A 16,290-nucleotide genomic window follows, 5' to 3' on the forward strand; every position below is an offset into this window, starting at 1 on the left:
TAACAAGGCTCAAAAATAAGGCCCGGTAGCGTTAGCGCTTACCGGGCCTTTATATTATGCAGAACGCCAGGCCGGGTCAGGTGAAGCCACCACCCGGCTTTTTCACATCACTCGCCCTGCGTCGCGCTCTCGATCGTCAAACGCACATCCGACGTAATGAGTTCGGCCAGCATCTGGTACACCTTCAGCGTCTCTTCCGGCTCGGCATCGCCCGTATCGCTGATGTAGCCTTCGTCACGCAGCGTCAGGACCAGAGAGCTGAAGACCGCTTTGTCGAAGAACTCCGGGGCGTTAATGCCGTGCAGAACGGACAGGCGCTGTGCCAGCGTCCGGCTCTCTTTCTCCAGCGTACCGCGGTTAATAGACGGGTTCGCACTCAGCAGCCAGAACGTAATGGCGTAGCGCTGCAGCGTTTCGCGCGCGCCGGCCGCCAGCAGTTGCAGGGTACGGGAACGCGACGGATTGATGTGCAGCTCGTCGTTTGAAACGGCGATCAGCCCCTGACGACGCAGCTCTTCCGTCAGTTTGTCCAGTTCGCCCGCCAGCTCATCCTTGCTCCAGCGCAGGAACAGTTCCGCTTTCAGCATCGGATAGAGCGTCTCAACGTGACGCAATAGCTCCTGACGCGAAATACTGCGGTGCTGGGTGATGATAGCCGCCATGAGCGACGGCAGCATCAGCATATGGGTGATGTTGTTGCGGTAGTAGGTCATCAGCACTGCCTGCTCGCGCGGCAGAATGATTATGTCGCCGATCGTGTCCTTTTCGACTTCAAACTTGTTCATCTGCAGCGCGTGATCGATAAGCTCACTGGCGGTAGCAGAAGGCACGGTTGAATCAACGGAATACGGCACGTTGCGCATCATATCCAGATAGCAATCCAGCTGCTCCGTGAGCTGTTCGCGGGTCAGCGAGCGCTGACGCGAAGCCAGAAGCGCCGTACAGCACAGGTTCATGGCGTTAGCCGCACCGGCGTTGTTAATGCGCACCATCAGCTCGGACGCGATGCCGTTGACCGTTGGCGTCAGCCAGGCCGGACGAATCGCTTCGATAGGATCGATGGATTCACGCCACTCGGGAACGTGATGGTTCAGATACGTCATCAGCGGCATCGGTTCGCCGAAGTTCACGTAGCCCTGACCGAGATTGCGTAGCTTGCTCAAGCCGCGAAGCATCTGCGGCAGGCTCTCTTTCTCTTTGGTCGCACCGCGCAGTTCTTTGGCGTATGTGCCCACTTCCATCACGTGCTCATAGCCAATGTAGATTGGCACCAGCGTGATTGGACGGGTTCCTCCGCGCAGCATCGCCTGAATGGTCATCGACAGCGTGCCGGTCTTCGGATCGAGCAGACGTCCGGTACGGGAACGACCGCCCTCCACGAAGTACTCAACGGAATAGCCGCGGCTGAACAGCTCGCCCAAATATTCGCGGAACACGGTGGAGTAGAGCTTGTTGCCCTTGAAGGTGCGACGGATAAAGAACGCGCCCAGGCGGCGGAAAATAGGACCTGCGGGCCAGAAATTCAGGTTGATACCGGCAGCAATGTGCGGTGGTACCAGCCCCTGGTGATAGAGCACGTAGGAAAGAAGCAGGTAGTCCATGTGGCTGCGGTGGCAGGGAACATAGACAATCTCATGGCCATCGTGCGCCAGCTGGCGTACGCGCTCGGCGTTATGAACGTTGATGCCCTGGTAGAGACGGTTCCAGGTAAAGCCGAGAATACGATCGGACAGGCGAATCATCTCGTAAGAGAAGTTCGCTGCAATCTCTTCCATCAGCGCAATGGCGTTCTGCTGGGCTTTCTCATGCGATATTTTCTTGCTGCGCGCTTCGTCTTCAACGGCGCGAGCAATCGCTTTGGAGGCCAACAGCTTGTTGAACAGATCCTGACGCGCCGGGAGACGCGGCCCTACGGCAGCCAGGCGCTGGCGGGCGAAGTGCATACGCGCCACGCGCGCCAGTTTTTGCGCGATGATCTTGTCGGTACCGTGCTCGTCCGCCATTCGACGCAGCGAAACGGAAGGGGAGAAACGCACAAAGCTGTCGCGTCCCAGCCAGGAGACCGCGAAGAACTTCTGGATGCCGTTAAGCATGCGCAGCGGCGGGTTCTCTTCACCTTTTTCACGGCCCGGACGACGACCAAACATCACCGATACCGGCACCATCTGTACATCCAGATCGGGGTTGCTGCGGTGCAGGTCGAGATAGTCGTGGAACAGCTTGATGGACTCTTCTTTTGGCGTGTAGTAGGTAAACACGCGCGGTCCACCGTGAATGAACACGTAGCGCGGCAGCAGCGTACCGTCAACTTCAAGCGGTTCAAGCGGGTCAGGTAAGTCATGCGCCAGACACTGGGCGCGAAGCGTCAGTAAGTCTGCCTTCGAGTTATAAGGCAAAACGTACATAATAGGACGCGAGGTATCGAGCCCCAATTCCAGCGCGGGTTCTGCTGGGATAGACTTGCTTTTTACCAGGATGCTTAATGGTAAATTAAGTAATTTGTAGTAAATTCGTGGCCAGCCGGACATAAACGATGTAAAGCCTCTGGTTAATAATGCAATTGCGGCGCAAGGATAACAGAAAGCGCGCAAAATTTCTGTTGTTACCCGTCATACTTCAGGCTGTAGCGAAACGCGCTACAGTTCCTGTTACTGACGCTTTTTTTCATAAAAGGTTCTTTTAATGGCCAATAATACCACTGGGTTAACGCGTATCATCAAAGCCGCCGGCTATTCATGGAAAGGTTTCCGTGCCGCGTGGATCAACGAAGCTGCCTTTCGCCAGGAGGGCGTCGCCGCAATCATCGCGGTGATCATCGCCTGTTTCCTTGATGTTGATGCTATTACCCGCGTACTTCTTATCGGTTCCGTACTTCTGGTGATGATAGTGGAAATTCTTAATAGCGCTATTGAGGCCGTTGTTGATCGCATTGGTTCAGATTTCCACGAGCTTTCTGGCCGCGCAAAAGACATGGGCTCTGCTGCCGTGTTGCTGGCGATTATCACTGCCGTTATCACCTGGGTCACGCTGCTTTGGTCACATTTCCGATGAGCCTCGAGGAATAATTAAGTCCCTGGTTTTTTGTGCAGTTTTTGGTTCCAAAATCGCCTTTGACTGTATATACTCACAGCATAACTGTATATACACCCAGGGGGCGGAATGAAAGCGTTAACGACCAGGCAGCAAGAGGTGTTTGATCTCATCCGGGATCATATCGGCCAGACGGGTATGCCACCCACGCGTGCGGAAATCGCGCAGCGTCTGGGCTTCCGTTCTCCGAATGCTGCTGAAGAACACCTGAAAGCGCTGGCGCGTAAAGGCGTGATTGAGATTGTTTCAGGCGCGTCACGCGGTATCCGCCTGCTGGTGGAAGAAGAGACGGGCATTCCGCTGATAGGCCGTGTTGCTGCTGGTGAGCCTTTACTGGCACAGCAGCATATTGAAGGCCACTACCAGGTCGATCCTGGCATGTTCAAACCGAGCGCTGATTTCCTGCTGCGCGTCAGCGGTATGTCGATGAAAGACATCGGTATTCTTGACGGCGATCTGCTTGCGGTGCACAAAACGCAGGATGTGCGTAACGGTCAGGTGGTTGTCGCGCGCATTGATGATGAAGTCACCGTCAAGCGTCTGAAAAAACAGGGGAACACCGTTCAGCTACTGCCTGAAAACAACGAGTTCTCCCCGATTGTGGTCGATCTCCGCGAACACAACTTCTCTATCGAAGGACTGGCGGTTGGGGTCATTCGCAACGGCGAATGGCTGTAACCCCTTCCTGACAGGCTATGGCGCCGCTGTAGCCTGCTTCATTCTCGACTCCCGGTATTTTTCATGTCACTGCTGACGGCATCCGATAAGGCATTGTGGCGTCTCGCTCTGCCGATGATTTTCTCCAATATTACCGTTCCCTTGCTGGGTCTGGTCGATACTGCCGTTATTGGTCACCTTGATTCGCCTGTTTATCTTGGCGGCGTGGCGATTGGCGCGACGGCAACCAGCTTCCTGTTTATGCTGCTGCTCTTTTTGCGCATGAGCACCACCGGGCTCACGGCCCAGGCTTATGGTGCAAAAGATCCGCTGCGTCTGGCCCGCGCGCTGGTCCAGCCGCTGATCCTTGCGCTCGGTGCAGGGGCGTTAATCGTTTTATTTCGTACGCCCCTGATCGACCTTGCGCTCCATGTTGTCGGCGGCAGCGAGGCGGTACTGGCTCAGGCGCGACGTTTCCTTGAAATCCGCTGGCTCAGCGCGCCCGCCTCGCTGGCAAACCTGGTTCTGCTGGGGTGGCTACTGGGCGTTCAGTACACCCGTGCGCCAGTGATTTTGCTGGTGGTAGGCAACCTTCTTAACATTGTGCTGGATGTCTGGCTGGTAATGGGCCTGCATATGAACGTGCAGGGCGCGGCGCTGGCAACGGCGATTGCCGAGTACGGAACTTTTATTATTGGCCTGTGGATGGTCTGGCGCGTGCTGGCGATGCGCGGCATCTCCCTGGCGCTGCTCAAAACCGCATGGCGCGGCAATATCCGTAAGCTGCTGGCGCTCAATCGTGACATCATGCTGCGCTCGCTGCTGCTTCAGCTCTGCTTCGGCGCGCTGACGGTTTTCGGGGCTCGACTGGGGCCAGAAATCGTCGCGGTCAACGCGGTATTGATGACGTTACTGACCTTTACCGCCTACGCGCTGGACGGTTTTGCCTATGCGGTAGAAGCGCATTCCGGGCAGGCGTACGGCGCGCGCGAAAGCGGGCAGCTGCGGGACGTCTGGCGGGCAGCCTGCCGCCAGTCTGGGCTGGTGGCGCTGGCGTTCGGCCTGGTTTACGCCTGCTTTGGTGAGCAAATCGTCGCATTGCTTACGTCTATCCCTGCGCTGCGCGAGCTGGCGAGTCACTATCTCATCTGGCAAGTCATCTTACCGGTGGTCGGCGTCTGGTGTTATCTGCTGGACGGCATGTTTATTGGTGCGACTCGCGGAGCGGAAATGCGTAACAGCATGGCGGTCGCGGCGGCCGGGTTTGGTCTGACGCTGCTGACGCTTCCCTGGCTGGGTAATCACGGTTTGTGGCTGGCCCTGGCCGTTTTCCTCTCGCTGAGAGGGATATCGCTGGCTTTTATCTGGCACCGCCACTGGCAAAACGATACCTGGTTCCCTTCACGTCACGATATATCGTGACGGTTAAAGATTCCGAATATGAAATCAACTGCCGAATCCTTAACTACAATAATTATCACGTCCAGCAGAAAAGAACGTAACGGACGTTACGACCCGACGCTTAACTAAGAGGACACGATGATGAATAAAGACGAAATCGGCGGCAACTGGAAGCAGTTCAAAGGTAAAGCGAAAGAACAGTGGGGTAAGCTGACTGATGACGATATGACCGTCATTGAAGGTAAACGCGATCAGCTTGTCGGTAAAATTCAGGAACGTTACGGCTACGCGAAAGACCAGGCGGAAAAAGAAGTAGGCGACTGGGAAAAACGCAACGACTACCGCTGGTAACCGGGCTATACCCGCAAGTACAAGGAAGTACACCCTGAGGGCGGCCATGAGCCGCCTTTTCTTTTGCCGTTAACGCGGTTTTTTCTTCACAAGAATAGAGTGGTCGTGCTGACATGCGTCCTGATGACGGCAGGCTTCCACTTCCACGCAGGCAGAGCACAGCCCGTGCGCTTCAATCACGTTATGACGCAGGGCAAAACCCATTTTCGCTGCCAGCGTATGCATAATATCTTCCACGCCTTCCGCGGCTTCTTCTTTCACCACGCCGCAGCGGTCACAGATAAACATCGCCGATGTGTGGGTGGGCTGATCGAACAGATGGCACAACACATAGCTGTTTGTGGACTCAACTTTGTGCACGAATCCTTGTTCCAGCAGGAAATCCAGGGCGCGATACACGGTCGGAGGTTTCGCCTGCGGCTCGCTTTCGCGGAGCAGGTCCAGCAGATCGTAGGCGCTGATAGCACCCTGCTGCAGGCTCATCAGACGTAAGACTTCAAGGCGCTGCGGAGTCAGGCGCACATTGCGTTGCGCACACAGCTTTTCGGCCTGCGCTAACAGCTCTTTTGTGGACTTATCCATTTAGCACCCCGGATGTTATAGGACGGAAAACCCTCACTTTATCATGTTCTGGTAAAAACGCCGAGATCCGCCAGTCTGTGCTATACCTGACCCATTGCAAAACGGGAAATAAACAATGAAAAAACCTGACTGTATTCGGCACTGGCGCGACGTTGAAGGTGCGGATGATTCGACCTATCCAGATAGCGATGAGCTTTTTTCTATCGGCGCCCCATTGGCTCGCAAGCTTGGGCTCGGGCGCATTGGTATCCATCATGAGCGTTTACCGCCCGGGCGCAGGACGTCCTATCCGCATGCGGAAAGCGATGAAGAAGAGTTCATTTACGTGCTCGAAGGTCATCCAGAAGCGTGGATTAATGGCTATTTATGGAAACTTGAACCGGGCGACAGCGTGGGGTTTCCTGCCGGAACTGGTATCTGCCACACCTTTATCAACAACACGGACGAAGAGGTGCGGTTACTGGTCGTTGGCGAGGCCAATAAGAAGCACAACCGCATCTACTATCCGCTCAACCCCGTATATGCCGCTACCCGTGAGGATCGCTGGGTAGACCACCCGCCCCAGTTTTTTGGACCGCATGATGGAAAACCTGGGAAAAAATAATTTCCTCTTCTATAAATATTGAGGGCCGTCACAAAATACAACAGGCCGTAAGGGAGTTTTACTTAGGGATAGAAATAGCGGGTCTTTTACTACTTATTCACAGCAATAGTTCGTTCCTGTTTGGGTGATAACAGACAGGGGTTATTTCATAACAGACTATAACGGGCATACTGTGAAAAAAAATTTTAAATTTTCGGTGGTTAGTATCGCTGTTTCCTTGTTTATGGCAAATCAGGCGGGAGCAGCCAATACCTGGACAGAATCACGGAGTGACGCAATGGGTGGTACCGGCGTTGCGGCTGGGAGCTATGGTAGCGGGGCGTTAATCAACCCCGCGTTGCTGGCAAAGGCAAAACCGGACGATGATGTGACGGTCATTTTGCCGTCCGTTGGCGTACAGGTGACGGATGAGGACAATCTTCAGGACGAGATAGATACCATCAACGACAAAATCAATCACTATAAGGATGTGGTTGACGACCTCACCCCAAGAGACATTATCACCAATCCGTTAGGTTCCATTAATCAGTTCCAGGGCGCGGCCAAAGATCTGGCTGATGAACTGGACTATCTCAAGGGTAAAACCGCACGCGCGACGGCAGGTGCAGGGCTTGCCGTGAGTATCCCTAACGATGTGCTTTCCGTGGCCTTTATGGCGAAAGGCTATGCCCATGGCCGGGTGAGCTCGTCTATCGATCAGCAAGATATTGATTATCTGCGCGGTATTCAACAAAGCAAAGTGGTGGCTGCCGGTGTTGCCCTGGACGCTGCGCTGAACGGCACGGATCAGATCACTAAAAATCTCAACTCAACGGCGTCTGGCCGGGCAGCGATTGTGTCCGACTATGGTGTTGCCGTTGCCCGTCAGTTTGACCTCGGCGGCGTCCCGGTTTCCGTGGGCGTGACGCCAAAGCTGCAAAAAACCTGGGTCTATAACTACACCACGTCAATCTACGATTACGACAGTAACAAGTGGAACGACAGCCGCTACCGCACGGACGACACGGGCTTTAACGTCGATGCCGGTATTGCGGCTGATTTCGGCGAACACTGGACCGTTGGCGTGAGCGGCCAAAACCTGATGTCGCGCGATATCGACACCAAAGATATCCGTATCCGCAACGGCCGGACGGGAGAAGTGGTGAGCTATAAAGACACCTACCAGATCCGTCCGCTGGTGACCGCCGGTGCCGCCTGGCACAACGACCTGGTAACGCTGACCGCCGATGGCGATCTGACCGAAACCAAAGGCTTCAAGAGCGAAGATACCTCGCAGTACGTTGGCGTCGGTGCCGAGGTTACGCCGCTCAGCTGGCTGGCGGTGCGTGCGGGTTATCGCGCGGACGTGAAGGGTAACGACAGCAATGTCTTTACCGGCGGTGTCGGCTTCGCGCCGTTCAGTACCGTTCATGTTGACCTGATGGGCCTGTACGGCGAGGACGAAACCTGGGGCGCCGGGGCTCAGCTGAGCATGACGTTCTAAAGTCCACCGGAGGCGCTGCGCCTCCGGCTTTTCTTTGTGCTATAGTAGCGCCCCTTTTCCACCAGATGCTTAAAACTTCGCCATGTCGTCAGAATTACAGACCGCTTTCCCTGCACACCGTTTCTCCATTGCGCCGATGCTCGACTGGACGGACAGACACTGCCGCTATTTCCTGCGCCAGCTCTCCCGCCATACGCTGCTGTACACCGAAATGGTGACCACGGGCGCAATCATTCACGGGAAGGGCGACTATCTGGCCTATAGCGAAGAAGAGCATCCGGTTGCCCTGCAGCTGGGCGGCAGCGATCCGGCCGCGCTGGCGCAGTGCGCGAAGCTGGCAGAAGAACGCGGCTACGACGAGATCAACCTGAACGTTGGCTGTCCGTCCGACCGCGTGCAAAACGGCATGTTTGGCGCCTGTCTGATGGGGAATGCGCAGCTGGTAGCGGACTGTATCAAGGCGATGCGCGATGTGGTCTCCATTCCGGTTACGGTCAAAACCCGTATCGGCATTGACGACCAGGACAGCTACGAATTCCTGTGCGACTTCATCAACACGGTATCCGGGAAAGGCGAGTGCGAGATGTTCATCATCCACGCGCGAAAAGCCTGGCTCTCCGGCCTCAGCCCGAAAGAGAACCGTGAGATCCCGCCGCTGGACTATCCGCGCGTGTATCAGCTGAAGCGTGATTTCCCGCACCTGACGATGTCCATCAACGGCGGCATCAAGTCGCTGGAAGAGGCCAAAGCGCATCTGGCGCATATGGATGGCGTGATGGTTGGCCGCGAGGCGTATCAGAACCCGGGCATTCTGGCGACGGTCGATCGCGAAATCTTTGGTGTCGAAGGCGCGGACACCGATCCGGTTGCCGTCGTGCGTGCGATGTACCCTTACATTGAGCGCGAGTTGAGCAATGGCACGTATCTCGGCCATATCACCCGCCATATGCTTGGCCTGTTCCAGGGGATTCCGGGCGCGCGTCAGTGGCGCCGCTACCTGAGCGAGAATGCGCATAAAGCCGGAGCCGATATCGAGGTGCTGGAACATGCGCTGCGACTGGTGGCAGACAAGCGATAACTTTCGCTAAAAGTTCGTCAAATTCACCACGCCCTGCGAACGTTCGCGGGGCGTTTTGCTTTAATAACAATAGGTTAATGCTGGCATGATTCTTGTAATGCCTACTGCATTACTCGGGAACTCGTGGGAGAGCACCATGCTGGAACTACTTTTTGTGATTGGATTTTTTGTCATGCTGTTAGCGACAGGCGTTTCGCTGCTCGGCATTCTGGCGGCTATCGTGGTGGCGACGGTGGTCATGTTTATTGGGGGACTGTTTGCCCTGACGATCAAACTGTTGCCGTGGCTACTGCTGGCCATTGCGGTCGTGTGGGTGATTCGGGCGATTAAAGCGCCAAAAGTGCCCAGTTATCAGCGCAATAACCGCTTCCGTTACTAAGGTATTGAGGGGTTCGTCACATACTTGTAACTTTTCCGGCGGCAGGGCTTAGAACAGAATAGGATTTACTTATCGAATCTGTCACTATGACTGCCGCTAAAGAATTCATCGAGCTGTACCCTACATACAGCCGAACTAAAAAAAGAAAGGGCTTCCCACGGGAAGCCCAATTTCTTTTTGGGGCTCAGGGAATCAACAAACTCGACCCCTGCGTCGCCCGACTCTCCAGCACCTCATGCGCGCGCTGCGCATCGGTCAGCGCGAATTTCTGCGCCTCTGCCACGTCCACTTTGATGACACCGCTGGCGATCAGCGAGAACAACTCGTTGCTGGCTTCCTCAAGTTCTTCCCGGTTGGTGATGTAACCCTGCAAAGAAGGGCGCGTCACGTACAGAGACCCTTTCTGGTTCAGGATGCCCAGGTTAACGCCGGTCACCGCGCCTGACGCATTCCCGAAGCTTACCATCAGACCACGACGCTGCAGGCAGTCCAGCGACGCTTCCCACGTGTCTTTCCCCACCGAGTCATACACCACGCGCACTTTTTTGCCGCTGGTGATCTCCTTCAGCCGCTCAACAATGCTCTCTTCACGGTAGTTAATCACCTGCCAGGCACCCGCCTGCAGCGCGCGCTGCGCTTTTTGTGCATTTCCTACGGTGCCGATCAGCTTCGCGCCCAGTGCTTTTGCCCACTGACAGGCGATGAGCCCGACGCCACCCGCTGCGGCATGAAACAGGAACTGCTCGTCGGGTTTAATTTCATAGGTTTTGCGCAGCAGGTAGTAAACCGTCAGACCTTTCAGGAACGAGGCTGCCGCCTGCTCAAAGGAGATGGCGTTAGGCAGCAGGGCGGCTTTATCCGCCGGAACGTTGTGGACGGAGCTGTAAGCGCCCAGCGCTGACTGCGCGTACACCACGCGGTCGCCCTCTTTAATATGCTTGACCGCGCTGCCCACTTTGACGACGACACCGGCTGCCTCGGTGCCCAGGCCGCTCGGCATTGACGGAGGCGGGTAGAGACCGCCGCGAATATAGGTGTCGATGTAGTTTATGCCGATGGCTTTGTTTTCAACCTGCACTTCGTTTTCGCCAGGCGCGGCAGGGGTGAACTCCACCGCTTTCAGTACGTCTGGCCCACCGTGTTTCTGGAATTCAATGCGCGTTGCCATGCTCCCTCCGTAAGAAAAATATGGTAATCTTTCGACCCACTCTTTATCTCGGTAACTCCATTCACTATGGCAGGAAACAAACCCTTCAACAAACAGACTGAACCTCGCGAGCGTGATTTCCAGGTCGCAGGGTTAAAAGTCCCGCCGCACTCGATTGAAGCGGAACAGTCGGTGTTGGGCGGTTTAATGCTGGATAACGAACGCTGGGACGACGTCGCCGAGCGCGTCGTGGCGGAAGATTTTTACACCCGCCCTCACCGCCATATCTTTACCGAAATGGCGCGTCTGCAGGAGTCGGGCAGCCCGATCGACCTGATCACGCTCGCGGAATCGCTGGAGCGTCTTGGGCAACTCGACAGCTGCGGCGGGTTTGCGTATCTGGCGGAACTGTCAAAAAACACGCCAAGTGCGGCGAACATCAGCGCTTATGCCGATATCGTGCGCGAACGTGCCGTCGTGCGCGAGATGATCTCGGTGGCGAACGAGATCGCCGAAGCCGGTTTTGATCCGCAGGGTCGCACCAGTGAAGACCTGCTCGACCTCGCTGAGTCCCGCGTCTTTAAAATCGCCGAAAGCCGCGCCAATAAAGACGAAGGCCCAAAAAACATCGCCGATGTCCTCGACGCCACCGTGGCCCGTATCGAACAGCTGTTCCAGCAGCCGCACGACGGCGTCACCGGCGTGAACACCGGCTATGACGATTTGAACAAGAAAACCGCCGGCCTGCAGCCGTCGGATTTGATCATCGTCGCCGCGCGTCCGTCGATGGGTAAAACCACTTTTGCGATGAACCTCGTCGAAAACGCGGCGATGTTGCAGGATAAGCCGGTGCTTATCTTCAGTCTTGAGATGCCCTCCGAGCAGATTATGATGCGTTCTCTGGCGTCGCTGTCGCGTGTGGATCAGACCCGCATTCGTACCGGCCAGCTCGATGATGAAGACTGGGCGCGCATCTCCGGCACCATGGGCATTCTGCTGGAAAAACGTAACATCTATATTGATGACTCCTCCGGCCTGACGCCGACGGAGGTTCGTTCCCGCGCGCGCCGTATCGCCCGTGAACACGGCGGCATCGGTCTTATCATGATCGACTACCTTCAGCTGATGCGCGTGCCGTCGCTCTCCGACAACCGTACGCTGGAAATTGCGGAGATTTCCCGCTCGCTCAAGGCGCTGGCCAAAGAGCTGCACGTGCCGGTGGTGGCGCTGTCGCAGCTGAACCGCTCCCTGGAACAACGTGCCGACAAGCGTCCGGTCAACTCTGACCTGCGTGAGTCCGGCTCCATCGAGCAGGATGCCGACTTAATCATGTTCATCTACCGTGATGAGGTTTATCACGAGAACAGCGACCTGAAAGGGATCGCCGAGATTATTATTGGTAAACAACGTAACGGCCCGATCGGGACGGTGCGTCTGACCTTTAACGGACAGTGGTCGCGTTTCGACAACTATGCCGGTCCTCAATATGATGATGAGTAATTTCTAAGGAATTCAAATGCAAGCGGCAACTGTTGTTATTAACCGCCGCGCTCTGCGACACAACCTGCAACGTCTGCGTGAACTGGCGCCCGCCAGCAAGCTCGTTGCAGTCGTGAAAGCGAACGCTTACGGACACGGTCTTCTGGAGACCGCGCGAACGCTCCCCGATGCCGACGCCTTTGGCGTCGCCCGTCTTGAAGAAGCCCTCCGCCTGCGCGCGGGCGGCATTACTCAACCCATTCTGCTCCTCGAAGGCTTTTTCGAAGCCACAGATTTGCCGACCATCGCTGACCAGCATCTGCATACGGCGGTGCACAACGAAGAACAGCTCGCCGCACTCGAAACCGCCAAGCTGAGCGAGCCGGTGACCGTCTGGATGAAGCTCGATACGGGCATGCACCGTCTGGGCGTGCGTCCGGAGAGCGCGGAAGCGTTTTATCAGCGTTTATGCCGGTGCAAAAACGTGCGCCAGCCGGTGAATATCGTTAGCCACTTCGCCCGCGCCGATGAACCCGAGTGCGGTGCGACCGAGCGGCAGCTGGATATCTTTAATACCTTTTGCGAAGGCAAGCCGGGGATGCGCTCGATTGCGGCATCCGGCGGTATTCTGCTGTGGCCGCAGTCGCATTTCGACTGGGCGCGACCGGGCATCATTCTCTACGGCGTGTCGCCGCTGGAGAACAAACCCTGGGGGCCGGACTTTGGCTTCCAGCCGGTCATGTCGCTGGTCTCTAACCTGATTGCCGTGCGTGACCATAAAGCGGGTGAGCCGGTGGGCTACGGCGGTACCTGGACCAGCGAGCGTGATACCCGTCTCGGCGTGGTGGCGATGGGCTATGGTGACGGATATCCGCGTGCTGCACCGTCGGGTACGCCGGTTCTGGTCAACGGTCGCGAGGTGAAGATTGTTGGCCGCGTGGCGATGGACATGATTTGTGTCGATCTGGGGCCTGAAGCCCAGGATAAGCCAGGCGACGATGTGGTGATGTGGGGCGAAGGTCTGCCCGTCGAACGCATTGCTGAAATTACGAAAGTGAGTGCTTACGAACTTGTCACGCGCCTGACGTCAAGGGTGGCGATGAAGTACATCGACTGAGACTCGCACATAGTCGTCCAACGGCATAAGCTGCCGTTGGACGCGTAACGCTTATTTCAATACGTTATAGATCGCCTGATTAGTCAAATAATCCGACGCGAGCCCTGACTCCGGACTGAAGCGCGAACCCTGGATGGACGAGAACCGTTTTCCAGTGCTGCCCAGCGAGACATAGCGCTCCCCTCCATCGTTTTCCGAAATGGTGTACACCGTTTTTTGCATCTCGGCGAATAGCGGAGCGTTGCGCTGAATGGCCTGGTGCAATTCCAGCAGCTGCACTCCATCCAGATTGAGCTTTTTATCCAGCGTGACGCCCCATCTTTGCAGGCAAACTTCTGCAAAATGACGCACGATCGTGCCGGGCTCATGGACCACTTTATCCCCGCTATTCCCATTGGCCGAAGCATTCCCCACCAGCGTAGCGTGGCGACCAGACATGGGATAAATATGTACTTTTGTCGCGCTATCGGTCTGTGGAATGACGCACGAGAAACCTTTTGATCGCTCATGTCTGGCATAGAAAGCCACATACTCCTTAACGTTGCTGCCCAGAGTGACTTTGTCCGCCTGGAAATTACCCATACCCGGAACCGGATCGACCGCAAAAATATTCACCGGAATCGTCGTTAAAAGGGGATCGGCAAGCATTGCATTGGCAAGCATATGGCAGCTAATTCCGCCCCGGCTCCACCCAACAAGGTTCACCTGAGTGGGTAGGATCTGACCCTGGCGGAAGGTTTTGATGATTTGCTGCTGCAGCGCCTGCTGGGTCACTTTACGGTCGCCATAGTCATATTTGCGCCACCAAAAGGAACCGGTAACCTCAACGTCCTGAATCGGCACGCCCGCCTTTTTAAGCTGCTCATAGTTTTCTTTTGTGAGCTTCTCACGCTGCCAGTCAACGTGACCTTTGATAATATTGATCGCATGCTGAACATTCTCATTCCAGCCGCTGCCCAGAAGCTGGGCGCGAAGCTGAGAATATTCTCCGCTTTTGACCCAAAGCTCATCGCTTTGTAGATTGCCGCTCCCCGGGCCATCAAGAATGACCCATTCGGCGAACTCTTTACCCTTGTTATTGGCTGCCAGAGAAGAGATGAGCTCGCCGTTCCAGTAATTAGCATGAGACTCATCAAATTTATTAGATCCAGTACCACAGAAATACACTGTTAGTATTGTCATAAATGACCTCATTGAAATATTAATATGTAGGTGGATAGCACGCGTGCAGTTAAATAATATGTGTCAGCAATTTTTCGGGGAATATGCTATTAAGCCCAGGCTGTTTTTGATAATGATAAGATCGTTTTTAATTAAATATGGCTATGTCTAATGTGTAGTACTGCTTAACTTTTTGCTTTGGGTATATGACGTTTGCCTTATGCCGAATGCTGTTTTTACAGTTTTGTAATAGCACGCATACTTAATTTCGGAATAAGTTGGTTGAATAACCTAAGAAAATAGATTTTACACGGGGTTATGCTACGATGAATATATTAATGATCGATGAATTACCGATCTTCATTCACGGTATGAAAACAGAGCTGGAACGCGTAATGCCGGAATGCACTGTTTTTGCAGCGAACAATTTTGAAGATGCACACGCAATTTTAACCTCTATGCCGGTCAGCATTATTTTGCTGGATGGTGAAATGAAGTGCCGTGATTTTATCACTAATTTGATGACAAACTGGCCTGGGCTACCGATCGTGGTGATGTTACGAAAAACGACGGATAAGATATTCAACTTCTACATCCGCCAAAGCATTAAGGGCATTTTTACCAAGGATCTCCCTGCCGAGAAAATCAGCCAGATACTTTGCATGGTTTCCTCGGGGGTGGTCTGTTTTCCGGAGCAAGCCGTGGTCCAGCGAGAACAAACCACTGGCGGGTTGCCGATCTACTCCCTGAGTCGTCGGCAGAAGGAAGTTCTTAAGCTGCTGGCGAATGGAGGAACAAATAAGCAGATCAGCCGGCAATTGAATATCAGTGCAGGTACGGTCAAAGTACATCTTGAATCCATCTTTCACCGATTACAGGTCAACAATCGGACACAGGCCGCAATGCTCTATTTTAAATATATGTCTAATTAGTCGATTTCCAGCAAAGCGAAGGGCTGCAGTCAAAATGCGTTAAGTGAAAAGCGCAACAGACAGACGTCTGTTGCGCTTTTTTTAACGGTAGTGAGATTTAAAATAATATATTACCACCACCAGCGTTCCGAAGTCCTGCAATAGCCAGAACGGAAAGCTGTCACTCAGTATATCAGCACCGGTAAGAATAAATTTCATGTTTAAGCTGCTCTCACCAAAAAAACCAAAAGCGAGGGCGGCTAAGCCGATTTTACACATTACCGGCAGGGCATGGACTCTTCGGCTATAAGCGGCAAACAAAATCAGCAGCGATGTTACCAGGTCGACGAAGATAATAAAGGGAAGCACCCAGCCATTCATTATGTTAAGCATTTATTCTCCATCGGGCTTGTTGTGGGTTAAATCAGGCGGAGAAAATGACTCATGCCTGACTTTACTTCTAATGACGCTTGCAACATCAAAAATATCGCGCTGTTCATGCCGGCGAAAAAAGTTTGCCAGCCAGACGATCAGGCCATTACTCATTGCCCCGAGGATATACCCTAAACCAAGCGTGATATCGGCCTGATTAAGATCTATCTTTAACCAGCGGGCGGCCAATCCACCTAATGCGACGGCCGCGCCCATGCTGATTCCACCAAAAATAATGCCTGCCATAAATCGGCTGTGCTGGTGCAATCGCTGCGGTTGCCAGAAAAACGAGATACTGACGCCGCCAAATAAACCTGAAAAAGCCAGCAAGGCTTCACTGATGAGGGTCGGGAGATAGATGTCAGTCATACGTTCATCCTCTGCAAGGATAAATCCCCCTGGAAAAGGGGATTTATTA

17 protein-coding genes are annotated in these 16,290 nt (G+C 54.5%); 11 read left to right on the forward strand and 6 right to left on the reverse strand.

Features of this window, described 5'->3' with window-relative positions:
* Positions 1 to 107: 107 nt before the first annotated feature.
* Positions 108 to 2,528, reverse strand: coding sequence for a glycerol-3-phosphate 1-O-acyltransferase PlsB (plsB, locus tag BJ885_RS21290; RefSeq protein ID WP_029741579.1), 2,421 nt, complete (start codon positions 2,526 to 2,528; stop codon positions 108 to 110).
* 154 nt (positions 2,529 to 2,682) lie between these two features.
* Here plsB and BJ885_RS21295 point away from each other — a divergent pair, with 154 nt between their 5' ends.
* From BJ885_RS21295 to BJ885_RS21310, 4 genes are all read left to right on the forward strand, one after another.
* The gene (locus BJ885_RS21295; protein WP_023334158.1) at positions 2,683 to 3,051 is read left to right on the forward strand and encodes a diacylglycerol kinase; all 369 of its coding nucleotides are present in this window, start codon (positions 2,683 to 2,685) and stop codon (positions 3,049 to 3,051) included.
* A 108-nt stretch (positions 3,052 to 3,159) separates the two neighbouring features.
* Complete coding sequence (lexA, locus tag BJ885_RS21300; RefSeq protein ID WP_023310039.1) at positions 3,160 to 3,768, forward strand: transcriptional repressor LexA; 609 nt, start codon at positions 3,160 to 3,162, stop codon at positions 3,766 to 3,768.
* Between the two features lie 63 nt (positions 3,769 to 3,831).
* Positions 3,832 to 5,169, forward strand: a complete 1,338-nt coding sequence (dinF, locus tag BJ885_RS21305; RefSeq protein WP_121932737.1) for an MATE family efflux transporter DinF — start codon at positions 3,832 to 3,834, stop codon at positions 5,167 to 5,169.
* Positions 5,170 to 5,289: 120 nt separating this feature from the next.
* Positions 5,290 to 5,499 carry a CsbD family protein gene (locus BJ885_RS21310; protein ID WP_014830284.1) on the forward strand — a complete coding sequence of 70 codons (210 nt, stop codon included), beginning with the start codon at positions 5,290 to 5,292 and terminating at the stop codon, positions 5,497 to 5,499.
* A 69-nt stretch (positions 5,500 to 5,568) separates the two neighbouring features.
* Here BJ885_RS21310 and zur read toward each other — a convergent pair whose 3' ends face one another.
* Positions 5,569 to 6,081, reverse strand: coding sequence for a zinc uptake transcriptional repressor Zur (zur, locus tag BJ885_RS21315; RefSeq protein WP_008503369.1), 513 nt, complete (start codon positions 6,079 to 6,081; stop codon positions 5,569 to 5,571).
* Between the two features lie 115 nt (positions 6,082 to 6,196).
* Between zur and BJ885_RS21320 the strand changes: the two genes are divergently transcribed.
* The 4 genes from BJ885_RS21320 to pspG all read left to right on the forward strand — a co-directional run bounded on the left by BJ885_RS21320 (position 6,197) and on the right by pspG (position 9,625).
* A complete protein-coding gene (locus tag BJ885_RS21320; RefSeq protein WP_121932736.1) occupies positions 6,197 to 6,685 on the forward strand; it encodes a cupin domain-containing protein in 489 nt (162 codons plus the stop codon).
* 172 nt (positions 6,686 to 6,857) lie between these two features.
* Positions 6,858 to 8,168, forward strand: a complete 1,311-nt coding sequence (locus tag BJ885_RS21325; RefSeq protein ID WP_047646892.1) for a conjugal transfer protein TraF — start codon at positions 6,858 to 6,860, stop codon at positions 8,166 to 8,168.
* Positions 8,169 to 8,250: 82 nt separating this feature from the next.
* Complete coding sequence (gene dusA / locus BJ885_RS21330; protein WP_121932735.1) at positions 8,251 to 9,246, forward strand: tRNA dihydrouridine(20/20a) synthase DusA; 996 nt, start codon at positions 8,251 to 8,253, stop codon at positions 9,244 to 9,246.
* Positions 9,247 to 9,382: 136 nt separating this feature from the next.
* On the forward strand, positions 9,383 to 9,625 hold the full coding sequence (gene pspG, locus BJ885_RS21335; protein WP_023310044.1) for an envelope stress response protein PspG: 243 nt from the start codon (positions 9,383 to 9,385) through the stop codon (positions 9,623 to 9,625).
* 184 nt (positions 9,626 to 9,809) lie between these two features.
* On the opposite strand, the gene BJ885_RS21340 is transcribed toward pspG, so the two are convergent.
* Positions 9,810 to 10,793, reverse strand: a complete 984-nt coding sequence (locus BJ885_RS21340; protein WP_121932734.1) for a quinone oxidoreductase — start codon at positions 10,791 to 10,793, stop codon at positions 9,810 to 9,812.
* Positions 10,794 to 10,859: 66 nt separating this feature from the next.
* Between BJ885_RS21340 and dnaB the strand changes: the two genes are divergently transcribed.
* Entirely contained in the window at positions 10,860 to 12,272 is a 1,413-nt protein-coding gene (gene dnaB / locus BJ885_RS21345; RefSeq protein ID WP_023310046.1) for a replicative DNA helicase, read from the forward strand.
* 16 nt (positions 12,273 to 12,288) lie between these two features.
* Positions 12,289 to 13,368, forward strand: a complete 1,080-nt coding sequence (alr, locus tag BJ885_RS21350) for an alanine racemase (RefSeq protein ID WP_121932733.1) — start codon at positions 12,289 to 12,291, stop codon at positions 13,366 to 13,368.
* 51 nt (positions 13,369 to 13,419) lie between these two features.
* Here alr and BJ885_RS21355 read toward each other — a convergent pair whose 3' ends face one another.
* On the reverse strand, positions 13,420 to 14,550 hold the full coding sequence (locus BJ885_RS21355; protein ID WP_121932732.1) for a hypothetical protein: 1,131 nt from the start codon (positions 14,548 to 14,550) through the stop codon (positions 13,420 to 13,422).
* Between the two features lie 317 nt (positions 14,551 to 14,867).
* Here BJ885_RS21355 and BJ885_RS23365 point away from each other — a divergent pair, with 317 nt between their 5' ends.
* Positions 14,868 to 15,461 (forward strand): response regulator transcription factor, encoded by a 594-nt coding sequence (locus tag BJ885_RS23365; protein WP_243737949.1) that lies wholly within the window; start codon positions 14,868 to 14,870, stop codon positions 15,459 to 15,461.
* Between the two features lie 81 nt (positions 15,462 to 15,542).
* Here the strand turns inward: BJ885_RS23365 and BJ885_RS21365 are convergent, their stop codons facing one another.
* Both BJ885_RS21365 and BJ885_RS21370 read right to left on the reverse strand, forming a co-directional pair.
* Positions 15,543 to 15,833, reverse strand: a complete 291-nt coding sequence (locus BJ885_RS21365) for a hypothetical protein (RefSeq protein WP_029740221.1) — start codon at positions 15,831 to 15,833, stop codon at positions 15,543 to 15,545.
* The gene (locus BJ885_RS21370) at positions 15,834 to 16,241 is read right to left on the reverse strand and encodes a hypothetical protein (RefSeq protein ID WP_029740220.1); all 408 of its coding nucleotides are present in this window, start codon (positions 16,239 to 16,241) and stop codon (positions 15,834 to 15,836) included.
* Between the last annotated feature and the right edge of the window lie 49 nt (positions 16,242 to 16,290).

Origin of the sequence: Enterobacter sp. WP_7_1 (assembly GCF_003688535.1) — a bacterium.
Lineage (GTDB): Bacteria > Pseudomonadota > Gammaproteobacteria > Enterobacterales > Enterobacteriaceae > Enterobacter > Enterobacter asburiae.

What these genes read in the sequence shown, in the direction of transcription:
- pspG (WP_023310044.1), top strand. Translation starts at nt 9,383, where the DNA reads ATGCTGGAACTACTTTTTGTGATTGGATTTTTTGTCATGCTGTTAGCG.
- BJ885_RS21310 (WP_014830284.1), top strand. Translation starts at nt 5,290, where the DNA reads ATGAATAAAGACGAAATCGGCGGCAACTGGAAGCAGTTCAAAGGTAAA.
- alr (WP_121932733.1), top strand. Translation starts at nt 12,289, where the DNA reads ATGCAAGCGGCAACTGTTGTTATTAACCGCCGCGCTCTGCGACACAAC.
- BJ885_RS21320 (WP_121932736.1), top strand. Translation starts at nt 6,197, where the DNA reads ATGAAAAAACCTGACTGTATTCGGCACTGGCGCGACGTTGAAGGTGCG.
- zur (WP_008503369.1), bottom strand. Translation starts at nt 6,081, where the DNA reads ATGGATAAGTCCACAAAAGAGCTGTTAGCGCAGGCCGAAAAGCTGTGT.
- BJ885_RS21340 (WP_121932734.1), bottom strand. Translation starts at nt 10,793, where the DNA reads ATGGCAACGCGCATTGAATTCCAGAAACACGGTGGGCCAGACGTACTG.
- BJ885_RS21355 (WP_121932732.1), bottom strand. Translation starts at nt 14,550, where the DNA reads ATGACAATACTAACAGTGTATTTCTGTGGTACTGGATCTAATAAATTT.
- BJ885_RS21295 (WP_023334158.1), top strand. Translation starts at nt 2,683, where the DNA reads ATGGCCAATAATACCACTGGGTTAACGCGTATCATCAAAGCCGCCGGC.
- dinF (WP_121932737.1), top strand. Translation starts at nt 3,832, where the DNA reads ATGTCACTGCTGACGGCATCCGATAAGGCATTGTGGCGTCTCGCTCTG.
- BJ885_RS21370 (WP_029740220.1), bottom strand. Translation starts at nt 16,241, where the DNA reads ATGACTGACATCTATCTCCCGACCCTCATCAGTGAAGCCTTGCTGGCT.
- BJ885_RS23365 (WP_243737949.1), top strand. Translation starts at nt 14,868, where the DNA reads ATGATCGATGAATTACCGATCTTCATTCACGGTATGAAAACAGAGCTG.
- BJ885_RS21365 (WP_029740221.1), bottom strand. Translation starts at nt 15,833, where the DNA reads ATGCTTAACATAATGAATGGCTGGGTGCTTCCCTTTATTATCTTCGTC.
- dusA (WP_121932735.1), top strand. Translation starts at nt 8,251, where the DNA reads ATGTCGTCAGAATTACAGACCGCTTTCCCTGCACACCGTTTCTCCATT.
- dnaB (WP_023310046.1), top strand. Translation starts at nt 10,860, where the DNA reads ATGGCAGGAAACAAACCCTTCAACAAACAGACTGAACCTCGCGAGCGT.
- lexA (WP_023310039.1), top strand. Translation starts at nt 3,160, where the DNA reads ATGAAAGCGTTAACGACCAGGCAGCAAGAGGTGTTTGATCTCATCCGG.
- plsB (WP_029741579.1), bottom strand. Translation starts at nt 2,528, where the DNA reads ATGTCCGGCTGGCCACGAATTTACTACAAATTACTTAATTTACCATTA.